The organism is Maribacter sp. 4G9, assembly GCF_002742265.1.
Taxonomy (GTDB): Bacteria; Bacteroidota; Bacteroidia; order Flavobacteriales; family Flavobacteriaceae; genus Maribacter.
In genome coordinates this window covers 1-13,420 of sequence record NZ_MDGL01000063.1, presented here as the reverse complement: position 1 = coordinate 13,420, position 13,420 = coordinate 1, and the positions used below count along the sequence as shown (strand labels likewise).

General features: G+C 45.6%; 12 protein-coding genes and 1 pseudogene. 1 reads left to right on the top strand and 12 read right to left on the bottom strand.

Annotation, left to right across the window (positions count from 1 at the left end):
- Positions 1 to 3: 3 nt before the first annotated feature.
- Complete coding sequence (locus BFP75_RS08875) at positions 4 to 3,153, bottom strand: WD40/YVTN/BNR-like repeat-containing protein (RefSeq protein ID WP_099544885.1); 3,150 nt, start codon at positions 3,151 to 3,153, stop codon at positions 4 to 6.
- A 625-nt stretch (positions 3,154 to 3,778) separates the two neighbouring features.
- On the opposite strand from BFP75_RS08875, the gene BFP75_RS08865 reads away from it, so the two are divergent.
- Positions 3,779 to 4,495, top strand: a complete 717-nt coding sequence (locus BFP75_RS08865; protein WP_099544883.1) for an SGNH/GDSL hydrolase family protein — start codon at positions 3,779 to 3,781, stop codon at positions 4,493 to 4,495.
- A 44-nt stretch (positions 4,496 to 4,539) separates the two neighbouring features.
- On the opposite strand, the gene BFP75_RS08860 is transcribed toward BFP75_RS08865, so the two are convergent.
- The 11 genes and pseudogenes from BFP75_RS08860 to BFP75_RS08815 form a co-directional block, all read right to left on the bottom strand.
- The gene (locus tag BFP75_RS08860; protein WP_099544882.1) at positions 4,540 to 6,093 is read right to left on the bottom strand and encodes a M20/M25/M40 family metallo-hydrolase; all 1,554 of its coding nucleotides are present in this window, start codon (positions 6,091 to 6,093) and stop codon (positions 4,540 to 4,542) included.
- 70 nt (positions 6,094 to 6,163) lie between these two features.
- On the bottom strand, positions 6,164 to 7,462 hold the full coding sequence (locus BFP75_RS08855; RefSeq protein WP_099544881.1) for a Zn-dependent hydrolase: 1,299 nt from the start codon (positions 7,460 to 7,462) through the stop codon (positions 6,164 to 6,166).
- 2 nt (positions 7,463 to 7,464) lie between these two features.
- Complete coding sequence (locus BFP75_RS08850; RefSeq protein ID WP_099544880.1) at positions 7,465 to 8,433, bottom strand: NAD(P)-dependent oxidoreductase; 969 nt, start codon at positions 8,431 to 8,433, stop codon at positions 7,465 to 7,467.
- Positions 8,434 to 8,928 (bottom strand): VOC family protein, encoded by a 495-nt coding sequence (locus BFP75_RS08845; RefSeq protein WP_099544879.1) that lies wholly within the window; start codon positions 8,926 to 8,928, stop codon positions 8,434 to 8,436.
- 5 nt (positions 8,929 to 8,933) lie between these two features.
- Positions 8,934 to 10,097, bottom strand: coding sequence for a mandelate racemase/muconate lactonizing enzyme family protein (locus BFP75_RS08840; RefSeq protein WP_099544878.1), 1,164 nt, complete (start codon positions 10,095 to 10,097; stop codon positions 8,934 to 8,936).
- 16 nt (positions 10,098 to 10,113) lie between these two features.
- Entirely contained in the window at positions 10,114 to 11,001 is an 888-nt protein-coding gene (locus tag BFP75_RS08835; RefSeq protein WP_099544877.1) for a sugar phosphate isomerase/epimerase family protein, read from the bottom strand.
- A 27-nt stretch (positions 11,002 to 11,028) separates the two neighbouring features.
- Positions 11,029 to 11,463 carry a (4Fe-4S)-binding protein gene (locus BFP75_RS08830; protein ID WP_099544876.1) on the bottom strand — a complete coding sequence of 145 codons (435 nt, stop codon included), beginning with the start codon at positions 11,461 to 11,463 and terminating at the stop codon, positions 11,029 to 11,031.
- 6 nt (positions 11,464 to 11,469) lie between these two features.
- The gene (locus tag BFP75_RS08825; protein WP_240531748.1) at positions 11,470 to 11,763 is read right to left on the bottom strand and encodes a GNAT family N-acetyltransferase; all 294 of its coding nucleotides are present in this window, start codon (positions 11,761 to 11,763) and stop codon (positions 11,470 to 11,472) included.
- 58 nt (positions 11,764 to 11,821) lie between these two features.
- On the bottom strand, positions 11,822 to 12,283 hold the full coding sequence (locus BFP75_RS22100; protein WP_206073531.1) for a putative collagen-binding domain-containing protein: 462 nt from the start codon (positions 12,281 to 12,283) through the stop codon (positions 11,822 to 11,824).
- Entirely contained in the window at positions 12,284 to 13,228 is a 945-nt protein-coding gene (locus BFP75_RS22095; protein WP_206073530.1) for a DUF4038 domain-containing protein, read from the bottom strand.
- 24 nt (positions 13,229 to 13,252) lie between these two features.
- Positions 13,253 to 13,420 (bottom strand): annotated as a pseudogene (locus BFP75_RS08815) (IS1595 family transposase); the annotation flags it as partial.

Sequence of the window (13,420 nt, the reverse complement as noted above, 5' to 3'; positions counted from 1 at the left end):
TAATTATTTCTCCATGATAATGGCCGGAAGTTCAAGTGTTTTGTAGAGTTTGTTATAACTGGCCATTTCTTGTTGGATTATGGTCTTTTGTTCTTGTTTTAAACTGCTCCAAGCAGTCAATAAATCCCTCAATCTTTCCTTGGCACCTGCAGTAACTTTAGGTTCGGCAACATCTACATAACCCTTTAGATTCAGCAATTGGGCATTGAGTTGGTTCTTGAAATTGATAACATCTTGAAAGGTTTTCTGCTTTGGCTGAATCAATTTCTCTTCCCATCGAGTGATTTTCTCTACAATGGAGTCCCCTTGTTTTATAAGTTCGGATGCACTTTCAGTGCCCTTCAGTAAAGCCTTGTAACTTTTTAGTTGATCCTTGGCAGAGCGCATGGCATTGACGGCTTCGTGTATGTCCACGACTGTTTCATCAATGGTGTTCAACATTTCCTGTTGCTCAGCATAGTCGGCCGGAGTTGCCTTTACGTTCGGGTTTGCCAAGATATTGACTTCCGTTTCGGAAGTGGTTCCGGGCATGGAAAGACGAAGTATGTAGGTTCCCGGGGCCACGGTCGAGCCTTGGTCGCCTCCCAGAACGAATACCTTGTCCACGGCCACAATGGGGTCCTTTCTAAAATTCCATGTAAAGCGGTTATAGCCTTTTTTGGAAGGCAGGACTTCCGGTTTTGAAGGACCTCCAGGCCAGGATTTGAAATCCTTAGGTTTTTGGTTGGTTAGGGTGCGGATGACCTTACCGTTGTGCAACACCTCCAATTTCAGTTCGGTGGAATCCAGTTTTGATTCCAGATAATAATCGAAGGTTACCCCACTTTTTGGGTTGGAACCTTCTCCCGGCCCAGGGTTTTCGCTATAGCCACCAAAGAACAGGTAGGTATCCTTGGGCTGAAATATTGTAACGGCCTGTTTTTCGGTCTGTATGTTTTGTAGGGTGGATAGGTCGTCCAAAATCCAAAAGGCCCTTCCGGCCGTGGCGGCAACGAGGTCATTGTCATGAATGATCAGGTCGTTGATGGGCACTATGGGCAAATTCAGCTGCAAAGGCTGCCAATTCTGTCCGTCGTTGAGTGAAATGAAAAGTCCGGTTTCGGTACCTGCATAGAGCAGGCCTTTTACTTTTTTGTCCTCGCGAACGACCCTCGTAAAAGTATGATCTCCTGTGATGCCGTTTACTATTTTGGTCCAGGTAGCACCGTAGTCCGTAGTTTTGAATATATAGGAATTAAGGTCCATCGACTTATAACGCATCACGACCACATAGGCGGTTGCCGGGTCATGGGGAGAAACTTCAATGCTGTTCACAATACCATCGGGGATTCCTGATGGGGTTACGTTTTGCCAGTTTTTGCCACCGTCTCGAGTTACGTGTAAGAGTCCGTCATCACTGCCTGCCCAAAGCACACCTTCTTCCTGTGGAGATTCTACCAAGTAGGTTAGGGTGTTGTAATTCTCGCCCCCGGCGGCCTCATTGGTAAACGGGGTTCCGCCAGGGCCATGTTTGTCGGTTTCGTTTTTGGTTAGATCCGGACTAATAGGTGTCCAGCTGATCCCTTCATCGGTCGATTTAAAGACCACGTTTCCGGCATGGTAAATAGTCTGTCTGTTATGGGGCGACGTAATGATGGGGGCATTCCAGTTGTACCGATATTTCGCATCCTTGGGAGCAATACTAAGTCCAAGTTCTGGATATTCCTTTATGGGTTTTGATTCCTTGGTTGCGGCATCCCATTTGTCAATATTTCCTTGATAGGTGCCTCCATAAATAATTTTAGGGTCGTCCGGGTCAAAGGCCAAGAAGGCACTTTCTCCCCCGGCAACTGCGTACCAATCCTTCCAATCGATACCGGAATCGTTGGTTCTTGAAGCAATGGCGACGGTGGAATTGTCCTGTTGTCCGCCATAAACATTATAAGGAACTAGGTTATCCGTAATGACCCTATAAAATTGGGCGGTTGTCTGATTTTCTTGTGTACTCCAGCTTTTGCCGCCGTTGTTGGAGATATTGGCACCCCCATCGTTGGAATTGACCATTTTCTGGTTATCATAGGGGTTTATCCATAAATGGTGGTTGTCACCATGCGGGGTAGGTACTGGGGTAAACGTCTTTCCTCCGTCAATGGACTTGGTAACGGGGGCGTTCAAAACATACACGATATTTTCATTTTGAGGGTCTGCAACTATCTCCATATAATACCAAGCCCTTGCAATGTTGATACGGTCCTTGTTGACCTGAGTCCATTTTTTACCGGCATTATCGGACCGATATACGCCGCCTTTTTCACCTTCTGCCTCTATAACGGCGAATACTTTCTCCGGATTGGCTCTCGAAACGGATATTCCAATTTTTCCCATTTCCTCGGGCAGCCCTTCCTTTAACTGCTCCCAAGTGGTACCCCCATCTGTAGATTTATAAATTCCGGAATTTTTTCCTCCCGATTCCATCACCCAAGGATACCTTCTATGTTGCCACATGGCAGCATATAAGATCAAGGGGTTTTTCATATCCATGGACAGGGAAGAGGCCCCGGTGTTGTTATCCACAAAGAGCACGTTTTCCCAAGTGGCACCCCCATCGGTTGAACGATAGATACCTCGTTGCGCACTGGGACCGTATTGCGCCCCTTGGGCAGCAACAAAAACAATGTCTGGATTGGTAGGGTGAATAATAACGTCAGAGATATGCCGGGTTTCATCCAAGCCCACATGGATCCATGTTTTTCCGGCATCGGTAGATTTATAAACCCCATCACCCATGGAGGTCATCACCCCTCTTGCGGCATGTTCTCCCATGCCAACGAATACGATATTAGGGTTGCTTTCGGCCACCGCAATGGCTCCAACAGTTCCGGTTTTTAGGAAGCCGTCCGAAATATTTTTCCAAGTTATTCCGTCATCGGTCGTTTTGTAGATGCCACCGCCTACGGTTCCCATGTAATAGGTCATCGGTTCACCGACCACACCTGTGGAGGCTACGCTTCTTCCACCTCTGGACGGTCCTATGTTACGCCACTTTAGGCTGGTGAACATGGAGTCCTGAACTTTTACGTAGTCCGATTGGTTTTTGTTTTTTTTGCGTTGTGATTCTACCGTTGCTGGTAAAATAAAGAGTAGGGCAATAAGCAAGCTTAGTTTTTGTATCATGGGTATGGACGGTTTTAGGGCTATGAAGATAATGAAATGGTATTTATTTTCTGTTTAAAAGTGATAATCCCAGTAAACGCACAAAAATCCTAGTCCGACCCTCCCAGTTCCGCTATCGCGAAACACCCCTCCCTAACCAGGGAGGGGAGCTTTTTTTTAGGGTGTACTATTTTTGAGATAACCGGCCTATTTTGGGATACGTAGTAAATCCGGAAGGACTTGGATTTGGCCAAAAGGAAATCGCCCAAATAGTATTCCGATGTAATCGGAAACGACCTGGGCGATGTGGCCCGAGGACTTCTTGGATTTCAAGTGCACCAAAATCAGCCTAGCCTTTTTGGATACTTTTTCGGCAATGGAAAAAGTATCGAAGAACAAATCTTTATTTACCCAGCAACCAAACGGAAAAACCATCATAATCCGACCCTCCCCGTTTCGCTGTCACGAAACACCCCTCCCTGCTCTGGGAGGGGAGCTTTTTTTAAAGAAAACTTTTTTTGGAGGGGATTTCGCGTTAGTAGGTTACCTCATCTAGAATGTATTTTTTATTTATCAAGAGGTGAAATGGTCTTACATCCATATACTAGTATGCATATCGTACCTTTGCCTAGAATTTTTTAGCCGAATGGAATATCTAGTGCGAATAAAATCAGTAATTGCCGATGTTTGGAAATATTTGAGATTTAACGGGGCTGCCGATAAGGTTCAGACCGAAACAATTGAAATATCACAGATTGACGGAGAAGACCCGTACGATTTTTGGCGCCACCAGATTAACCGACTCAAAAGAAGGGTGCGGACCTTGGATCAACAGGAAAACCTAATTGTCTTTTATGGAAGCTCCTCCATACGGCTATGGGTGCATATGAAAAATGACCTAGCGCCCTTGAATGTTGTAAATCTTGGTTTTGGTGGTTCCAACTATGCTTGGTGTGCCCATTATTTTGATGAGGTATTTGGTCCTTTACATCCTAGCAAAATTGTTCTATATGCAGGGGAGAATGATTTGGGCGAAGGCAAGTCGCCCGAGGTGGTGTTGGCAGATTTCAAAAAACTCGTACAAAAAATCAAGGAAAAGGATGCAACGATTGAACTTGCGGTAATCAGCTTGAAGCCCACCCTGGCCAGACAAGGGATGATTCCGGAAATTCAGGAAACCAATCGCTTATTGAAACAGTACGTTATCCATGAACTTGGGGCCCAGTACATAGATGTGTTCAATAATATGATTGGGCCTAACCAAAAACCAATGCCTGAAATCTATATGTCCGATGGGTTACATTTGAACAAGGCCGGGTATGACATTTGGAGCCGTACGATTCGAGCGGCCTTGCTTTCCTAGTTCCTTCAGATTCAAGAGATTATTTAAAAAAAAGCACCAAATTATTAATCCAATCCACCCCTACGATTAGGGCTTCGTTGTGATGGCCATTCCCGTTGTTCCCCCGTTCTTGGATTGATACCCAATACCGCTTTTTCCCTCGATGTTTTTTCAGGGTCCTCACAGGCCATATAGGTCAAAATGGCCGTTAGGATGGCGTTGTTTCGGACATCGTCAAACACAATTTTGTCATAGGTGTCCAAATTGGTATGCCACGTATAGTTCCAATAGGCCCAGCTTAGGGAGCTTAAGGAAAATGCCGGTGCACCGGCCGCTACAAAGGATGCATAATCGGAACCTCCTCCACCAGGAGTTCCTGGAAAAGTAGTTTCAATTTCATTTTTATAGGCATCAGGAACCGCTTCCAACCATCGGCCCAAATAATCATACGCGTGCAGAAATCCCTGACCTGAAATACGTACGACCCTTCCCGTACCGTTGTCCTGATTGAACAGTGCCTGAAGTCCCTCCACAATTTTTGGGTTATCCTCCACAAAGGCCCTGGACCCGTTTAACCCCTGCTCTTCGCTTCCCCAGTGACCAATTAGAATAGTTCTCTTCGGATTGGGATACACTTTCTTCAAAATTCTGGCGGCTTCTAACATGGTAATGGTTCCCGTACCATTATCGGTAGCTCCAGTAGCCCCGTCCCACGAATCGAAATGCGCGGAAAGTATTATATATTCATCGGGTAGTTCCGTTCCGGGAATGGTAGCGATGGTATTGAAGGCAGGTACCTCTCCCAAATCTTCCGATTCCGCTACAATTTTTATTTCAGGTTTCGCCCCATGTTCTACCATTCTATACAACATTCCATAATCTTCCAAGGAGATGTCCATCACGGGAATTTTATCGGTTCCGGCACTAAAAATTTTGTTCGCCCCAAATCCACGTGACCATCGGGATTGTGCTATGGCTACCGCTCCCGCGTCTTCCAAAGCTTTGTTGATGGTCCTACTGGAGTAACCGGTATTTTTCATGTTTTCATCCCATGCTTTTTCCATTGCTTCCCTCTCTTCCTTCATTTTGGCAAAGGATGCTTCGGTAGCGAATTCCTCCCAATTATCATCCGGTCTTCCTGTAGGCTGCATCATGCTGACCATGACTATTTTCCCCTTTACGGAGGGAAGCCACTTGGCAAATGCCATGGAATCCCCCACTGTGGGTAAGGTAACTAATGCTGCCGTAACCCCTTTTTTGCCCGTACTTGGGCTCCATGCCAATTGTGTGGCGTGTAACGAGGCCACTCTGGGCGAGACCATATCCACATGGGTAATGCCCCTTTGCCAACCCTTCCAAGTTCCCCATTGCTGGTTTTCGGCATCAATGCCCCAACTTTTATATGTATTTACGGCCCAATCGTGTGCCGATTTCATTTCCGGGGTACCCACCAATCGGGGTCCGTTGTAATCCATAAGCTGATAGGCCAATGTTTCCAGTTGTGAGTTTTCAGTACCTTCTTTTTCAATGGCGGCCACGATTTCTTCTGTAGTCTGTGCTCTAAGGTTTATGATAAAACCGATACTTAAAAACAGGGTAAGCAGTAATTGTCTTTGCATGTTGAGGTAGTTTCTAAAATAAGGCTTCAAGTTAGCGATTAAACGTTTAATGAGAAATGCTATGACAGATTTAATTCATCTTTTTGTCCAACTCCAATAGGGACTTTAAGAGCACATTGGCCCCATTGGCCATGTCTTTTGCAGAAGTAAATTCTTTTGGCGAGTGGCTAATGCCGCCCTTGCTGGGAACAAAAATCATTCCGGTCGGTGCAATAAGTGCCATGTCCTGGGCGTCGTGTCCTGCGCCACTGGGCATATATTTATAAGTAAGCCCCAAGGATTCGGCATTTGTAGCAATGATTTTTTGGATTTGTGAATCCATAATGGCCGCGTCGGCCGTAGTATCTAGGGGATGGAATTCGACTTTGACATTGGAAGCCTCCGCTATGTCCTCTGTTTTGGCTTTGATGGCATTGAATACCTTTTCAATGACCTCAGAAGAAAGATCTCTAATTTCAAGACTTGCGATCACCTTTCCGGGAATTACATTTGGGGCACCGGGTTCCGCTTTTATTCGTCCTACAGTACCTACCTGGGCGCCCTCAAAACTATTGGTGATCTCGTTTACGGCTACAATATATTTAGCCGCTGCCAATAGGGCATCCTGCCTGGCGTTCATAGGTGTTGTACCGGCGTGATTTGCAAAACCTGTAAATTCAACATCCCACCATTTAAGTCCAACAATACCTTCAACCACGCCAATTTCTATATTTTCTTTTTCCAAAGTGCCTCCCTGTTCAATATGAAGTTCCAAGAAAGCGGCAACATCCCCTTCTTTTCTTGCGACTTCGGCGATGCGGGTGGTATCGCCTCCCAAACGCATAATACCTTCACCCATAGAATACCCCGTGGAGTTTCTCACGCCCAAAGCGGTTTTTCCCAAATGCCCGGCAATGGCCCGACTGCCCATAACGCCACCTTCCTCGTTGGAGAAAATGATGACTTGAAGGGGATGTTTTGTTTTGACATTGTTCTCGTTCAAGGTTTGGATGACCTCCAAAGCGGCCATGGAGCCCACACAACCATCGTAATTGCCCCCGTTTGGGACACGATCTATGTGCGACCCGAAAACTATGGGTTTCATGTTTTTTTTAGTACCCGACCTAGTTGCCACAATGTTACCTGCAAAATCGGTATGCGTTTCCAAACCCATTTTGTTCAATTCCGATATGACCCATCTGTTCGCTTCAATATTGGCATCACTAAAGGCGACCCGCTCCGTTTCGCCATTTTCCTGAAGTCCGAATTTTGCCAAATCGAAAATGCGCTGTTCCAATCGGTTTTGGTTTACGGATACTTGTGAATGCCCAGAAACAATGGTAAAAAGAGTGAATATGTATAGTAACGTTAGTTTGGGTAGATACTTCATGTTTATCGATTAGGCTCGTTTAATTCTTTTAAGTTATAAATACAGTTGTTTGCCGGAGCTTCTCCACGAAGAATGGCCAAGGTATTTTGGACCGTGAACATGCACATAAAGTCATAGGTTGTCTTTGTTAGACTTCCAACATGGGCGGTGATATAGGTATTGGGCAATTTTAATAAAGGGTCGTTCGGTTTGGGGGGTTCTTCGGATAGTACATCCGAGGCAAATCCACCCAACCGGTTGGCGTAGAGCGCTTCGGTCAAAGCGGTTTGGTCAATGATCTTTCCTCTGGCCGTATTTATGATTAGGGCCGATGGTTTCATTTTTGCCAGGGCTGTGGCATTTATCAGGTTTTCAGTCTCCTTTGTAAGTGGTAAATGTAGGCTGATGCAGTCGGCCGTTTTTAGGACGGTATCCAAATCCAAAAAAGGGTAGGGGACGGCTTCCTCCTTGGCACTCCAGTAGATAATATGCATCCCTAAGGCATCTGCAATTTTCGCTACCTTTTTTCCTATGTTCCCCATCCCCAAAATACCCAAAGTCTTCCCATTGACTTCGTCGCCCACATAACCGCTACGATCTTGCCATCGGTCTTCCTTGACCATGGAAATGGCGTTATATAGATTGCGCTGCAATACCAAGAGAAGGGAAATGGTATGTTCCGCAATAGTGTTTGCATTAGAATTGGGTGCGTTCACTACTTTGATACCCCTCTGGGTGGCTTCGGTTACTTCGATGTTATCCAAACCAACCCCACATCTAGATATCACTTTTAGATTGGGAAGTACATCCATTAAGTTGGCCCTTACCTGACCTTTTCCACGGGTAATAATGGCATCGATTTGATTTTCGGATAGCTGTTTTTGCAGTGAACTTTCATCAAATCCGGTAAGGATGTTCATATCCTGGGCCGATTCCAATACGTTCATAGCTTCGTCGGCCACGGTTTCCAATAAAAGGATGTTTTTTGGCATTTATTTATTATGATATAGCGTGGCATCCTTGGTTTTATAGCCCCTAAAGTCATTTCTGCCGGATACGTAGATACCTTCTTTGTATAATTCGTCCTCAAAAATTTTAGGGTCTATATTATCCTTATCTTCAGGGTCCGAAGAGATTTCCACCAAATTTCCCGAAGGATCTCTAACGAACATCTGGATCGCTCCATCCGGAAGTTGGCGTACCTTGCCCCAAGGGTTAATGTCGATGACACCCAGCTCCTTCATCCTAAAGAAAACCGCATTGATATCGTCTACAGTGACGCACAGATGTCCCCTAAAGGAATAGGTGTCCTCCCACTCCGTCAGGTGTAATTGTTGTTCCTCATTGAACTTGAAAAAGGCCGTAGGATAATCGAACAAAAAGGCGGGAATGGGTTCCAGGCCCAATTCGTGCTCATAGAATTTACAAGCTTCCTCCAAATTGCTTACTATTAATGCCACATGGTTAATCTTTACTGCTCTTGCCATGATATTTATTGTTTAAAATCCTTTACAAAATCCCAATTGGGGGTTACCCCCAATCCGGGTTTATCCGGTGCCGAAATCATCCCCGTATCGTCCACTCGTATGTGTTCCTCCACCAAATCGTACATCATTGGATTTCCGCCGAGCGAGAATTCTATGACGTTTGCCGAGGGCGAGGCGAAGGCCACTGAAAGTCCGGCCATAAAGGAAAACGCGGAACCCCAACAGTGCGGGGCCAGTTCCAATTGGTAGGTGTGTGCCAATTGCGAGACCCGCATGGCTTCCGTAATTCCACCAATAATGGCACAATCCGGTTGCAGCACATCCAAGGCTCGTTCCGAAATCATATCCCGAATGTCGAAGGCCGTATATTCGCTTTCACCTGCCGCGATGGGAATATCGGTTTGCGAGCGAACTTCCGCAGTACCTATTTTATTATCCGGATTGATGGGTTCCTCAAACCAATACAGGTTACAATCGGCCACGCCGCGACAAAACTGTTTGGCCTCCGGTACGCTGAAGGTGCCATGGGCATCCGTCATCAACTTGATATCATCCCCTAAAGCTTCTCGGGCTGCCTTTACACGTTCTACACTGGCTTTAACGGTTTCATCCATAATGCCTACGCGCATTTTTACTCCGGAAAATCCTTTGCTGGTATAGCCTTTTAATTGTTCTCCAATGGCATCCACTTTGGCCCATCCGCCACTGGCATAGGCTTCCATTTTATTCCTACAGCTTCCACCCAACAATTCCACTACTGGAACTCCCAAGGATTTTCCCTTAATATCCCAAAGGGCGGTGTCGATGCCACTGAGTGCCGAAATGGTGAGGCCCCGACGTCCCAAAATGGGAAATTTTCGACCACGGGACAGCGAATAGTGGTCCCGGGTGCCATTATAGACCATTTCCCAAATACGGGAAATATTTCGGGCATCCTGACCTATGAGTTGGGGTTTTAATTCGTTTTCCACACAACTGACGATGCTGGCGCAAGATCCTGATGAGCCAACGGCCGCTTTGGCTTCCCCAAATCCTTGAAGACCGGAATCGGTTGTAACAACGATCAAGGTCATATCAAAATTGGTGAGGAGTCCGTAATCGCTAAAATGCTGTTTCTCCTTGAGTATAGGGCAACGAAGCCAAAACGCTTCTATGTTGGTTATTTTCACGGTTTAATTTTTCTGATTATTTAAGTAGTTCAGTTAAGGTGTCCATAGATTTTTTCGTCAGCATGGTATAAAATTCGTCGGTAATGGCAGAACTTCCATGGTCTTCCAAAAACTTTTTTTGTTCTGCCGTTAACTCCTTGGGGTCGGTTTCAATGGAGTTTGGAAAGGGGTTAGCCGGAGTTCTGTCCAACGGGGCACAAAACTCTACGGAGAGCACTTTGTCGTAATTGATTTCCCTCAAGGTATGAATGATTTTTTTCCAGTTTAAATGACCCATGCCGGGTGCCATTCTATTATTATCGGCTACATGGAAATTCACCAAGCGGTCGCCCACTTTTTTCATAGTCTCGAACATGTCCACTTCCTCAATGTTCATGTGAAAGGTGTCCAAGCAGACGCCACAATTGGGTCCAACTTCTTCGGCCAGGGCCAAGGCCTGCGCTCCTCTATTAATGAAATAGGTTTCAAAACGGTTAATGGGTTCTATACCTATCCGTACTCCTAATTCTTCGGTATACTTGTAAACTTCTCGGACACCTTCAACGGCCCATTCCCATTCCTGTTCTGGAGTGGCATCTGGTATTATTTTACCAACCGTGGCGGGAACCAGGGAAATGACGGAGCCACCCAAATCCGAAACCATCTTGGCGACATCCTTTACGTATTGGACGGACATTTTACGCTGGGCGGGGTCCTTGGCCAATAAATTCCGCTCCTCCAACATCAAGGTAACGGAACCCCAACATTTAATACCGTATATATCCATTTGCAGGTTGACCTTTTGCGCATCATAACTTTCGGGTGCTCCCTGAATTTCAAGATACGTGTAATCGAATTTTGAAATACGGTTGAGGGTATGTTCCAATGATTCTGCACGCATCCAATTGTGTATGGCTAATTCCATGAATTTAATTCTATATTAGTGTGTTACTTATCCTTTAAATGCTATTTTCCGATGGGCCCCATCGCAAAAAGGTTTGTTTTCCGATGCCCCGCACCTACAAAAACTCATAGGTCCGTCTTTGTGGATCGTTTCCCCAGATGCTGTCTCGATTTTTACTTTGCCCAATATGCGAAAAGGGCCGTTTGCCAAAATCTTGATTTCGGTATATTGTTCATCGGTATTGCCTTCTTGAGTATCTTCCTCACCTTTCATGTAATAGGATAAGGCCCCGGAGGGACACGTTTTTATCTGTGATTGCAGGTCTGAAATATTGGCATTTTCAGGGGTAATCCACGGTTTTTCCTTCGGTTTATAGACTTCCGGCAATTTTTCTACGCAAACCCCGGAATGGATACATTTATTCGGTTTCCATACAATGGTCAAGTCTTCTTTGGTGTACTCTTTGGTTATTTCCTTATCCATAGTTATTTATGCTATATTGATGCCCTTCATGACCAATCTTCGCCACTCCAGATGCTTTTTTAAGTACATGGCCACAAAGGGGCAAAGGGGTACGAGGGTGAGGCCCTGCTTTTCTATATCCTCCAAAACCTGAAGTACCAGTGCCGAACCGATTCCCTTACCCTCCAGGGCAGCAGGTACCTCCGTATGCGTCAGGAATATTTTTTCCTTGGCCTTAATATATTCTATGAAGGCCGTGTGGCCCTCGATGACAGCCTCATATCTTTTTTTGGCCGGATTATCGGCTACTTTTAAATCCACTATTTTAAATTTTTTAGATTTTTAAGTTAGGAAAAAATACTGAGTTGGTCCTATATTTTCAATGTTGCTTGGATGCTCCTTTTCCAGGAGCGGGAAACGCCCCAGGGTTTGCGTCAAGTACCAGTACCCAATCGTGTCCCTTTCCAGTCGTAGGGGCCTCAATTTTCACATCATCTGATTGAGGTATTTCACCGGCCGGATAGCTATTTCCCGTCCTTGGATCGTACCACCAAGCAGTAAATTTTTTGGAAGAAAGGGATGTTAAATTTAGATGAACGGCTCCGCCAGAAGGCATATACACCATGGCATAACTGCCATTTTGGTCACGTGTAGCAATTTTATAATCATTGTTTTCTTTTTGGTCCCCAAGAATCATATCCTGATCGGGAACGCGGGACAGGAAGGGTCTGGACAACAATAAATTTTTGATGTGTTTCACCTGATTGGCCATAGGCATGTCCAAGGCTGCAGTCCACGGACGTAAAGGTCGGTTTATAGGTTCCTTATCCGGAGTGTACATTTACCAAACGGCATGGCATCCATAGGATTGCCCAAGGGCGCCTGCGAACACGTTCCAATACATGATTCTTCTAATATCATCGGCAGTACTATACCCAAGCTCTTTGGCATTGAAGCAATTGGGATGGTCTTCATACAGGGGTTCCCCGTCCAAAACGGGCTTTACAGGTGTTAGTGCATAGTCATGGAAAATATGGTTATAGGTTCCCTTGTTGGCGCAGTGACCGGTCTGGTGCATATTGAAATCCAACCATTTCTGGTTATGAAACCAAGTGGAAGAACCGCCCTGTTCCGTTGGCTGGGGATGATAGGTCATAAGGGTTTGTTCGTAGCCTCCCACACCCTTGGCCACACCCTCTGCCATTTGGTTCCAGATGAGTACATCATTACTATCTTCACGGGGGTTTCGGTCGCCCCCAATGACCCAGATGATGTTATCGAAATCCTTGTATCTATTTCCCATCCATTCCCCAAAGGTGTATGCATTTTCTGGATTGAATATTTCAGGTCCAACGCCCCATTCCTTGGTATTGACCTTATCGCCCCAAGTGGGTAGCAAGGCAATGTACAGGCCTAAGGAATCTGCCTTTTTGATGATGAGGTCCACATGATTAAAATAGGCCTTGTTGGGGGTGGTAGGGTCGTTGTTCAACAATGGGGTTTCACCATAGGGGTTTGGGTCGTTCAAACCATCCAGTTCGGCCAGCGCCACCGCTTGGATTACATTGAAACCCTGCTCTGCCCTTTTTTTGAGGTATAGATCCGCCTGTTGTTCATTACATCTATGGAATAATTCCCAGGCTGTATCCGCCAACCAAAAGAAGGGTTCGCCCTCTTGGGTGACCAAATACCGATTATTGGAACTTACTTCTAAACGTTGGGATGTTACGTAGTATGTAGATAGGAACAGAAGAACTAAACAAGTGACACGCGATGAGGATATCATAAATAGATTTATTGACTTAGGCATTTAACCACTAATATTTTTGATATAGCATGGCGGGGTATTTACCATCCTGAGCATCAGGTTGTCGAATATGCCCTCCTTCATGAAGCTGCGGTTGAACCTGTAGCAATATTCGTCGAGATAGTCCTGTAGGTCCCCCACGTGGTGGTGCATCCCCCTAAGCCATGCCTT

Bases quoted from the DNA above. Each gene is read 5' to 3' on its own strand.
- BFP75_RS08835 (WP_099544877.1), bottom strand. From the start codon at position 11,001: ATGGAATTAGCCATACACAATTGGATGCGTGCAGAATCATTGGAACAT.
- BFP75_RS08850 (WP_099544880.1), bottom strand. From the start codon at position 8,433: ATGCCAAAAAACATCCTTTTATTGGAAACCGTGGCCGACGAAGCTATG.
- BFP75_RS22100 (WP_206073531.1), bottom strand. From the start codon at position 12,283: ATGTACACTCCGGATAAGGAACCTATAAACCGACCTTTACGTCCGTGG.
- BFP75_RS08855 (WP_099544881.1), bottom strand. From the start codon at position 7,462: ATGAAGTATCTACCCAAACTAACGTTACTATACATATTCACTCTTTTT.
- BFP75_RS08845 (WP_099544879.1), bottom strand. From the start codon at position 8,928: ATGGCAAGAGCAGTAAAGATTAACCATGTGGCATTAATAGTAAGCAAT.
- BFP75_RS22095 (WP_206073530.1), bottom strand. From the start codon at position 13,228: ATGATATCCTCATCGCGTGTCACTTGTTTAGTTCTTCTGTTCCTATCT.
- BFP75_RS08830 (WP_099544876.1), bottom strand. From the start codon at position 11,463: ATGGATAAGGAAATAACCAAAGAGTACACCAAAGAAGACTTGACCATT.
- BFP75_RS08860 (WP_099544882.1), bottom strand. From the start codon at position 6,093: ATGCAAAGACAATTACTGCTTACCCTGTTTTTAAGTATCGGTTTTATC.
- BFP75_RS08875 (WP_099544885.1), bottom strand. From the start codon at position 3,153: ATGATACAAAAACTAAGCTTGCTTATTGCCCTACTCTTTATTTTACCA.
- BFP75_RS08865 (WP_099544883.1), top strand. From the start codon at position 3,779: ATGGAATATCTAGTGCGAATAAAATCAGTAATTGCCGATGTTTGGAAA.